The organism is Colwellia sp. MB3u-8, assembly GCF_014076985.1.
Taxonomy (GTDB): domain Bacteria; phylum Pseudomonadota; class Gammaproteobacteria; order Enterobacterales; family Alteromonadaceae; genus Cognaticolwellia.
The window spans coordinates 1-453 of record NZ_JACGVA010000016.1 but is presented as its reverse complement, the minus strand read 5'-3'; the positions used below and the strand labels follow the sequence as shown (position 1 = coordinate 453).

The 453-nt window shown below is 42.6% G+C and carries 2 tRNA genes; both read left to right on the top strand.

The features are described from left to right. Nucleotides 1-41: 41 nt before the first annotated feature. Nucleotides 42-118: transfer RNA gene (locus H4J54_RS00130), tRNA-Ile, on the top strand. A 35-nt stretch (nucleotides 119-153) separates the two neighbouring features. Next, nucleotides 154-229, top strand: a tRNA-Ala gene (locus H4J54_RS00125). Nucleotides 230-453 lie beyond the last annotated feature (224 nt).

Sequence of the window (453 nt, the reverse complement as noted above, 5' to 3'; positions counted from 1 at the left end):
CAAACACGCTAGCTTCGGACGTAAATTCTTGAAAGAGAAATAGGTCTGTAGCTCAGCTGGTTAGAGCGCACCCCTGATAAGGGTGAGGTCGGCAGTTCAAGTCTGCCCAGACCTACCAATTTACGTTCTAGCTTAAAGTGTGTTTCCCATTGCGGGGCTATAGCTCAGCTGGGAGAGCGCCTGCCTTGCACGCAGGAGGTCAGCAGTTCGATCCTGCTTAGCTCCACCACTTCTTCACTAAAGAAAGAAACCAAACTTAAACTATCAAAGTTGATAAGTTAAGTTTGGTTTTTTAAACCAAGTCCTCACCGAATGCGTGTGAAAGACTAATTCTTTAACAATCTGGAAAGCTGATATAAATACCGGTATTTATAGGACAAACACGGTGTCGCGCTGTTGTTTGTAAATTATAAATACCAAGCTGTTATTAATAGGAATATCGCCTATTAATGA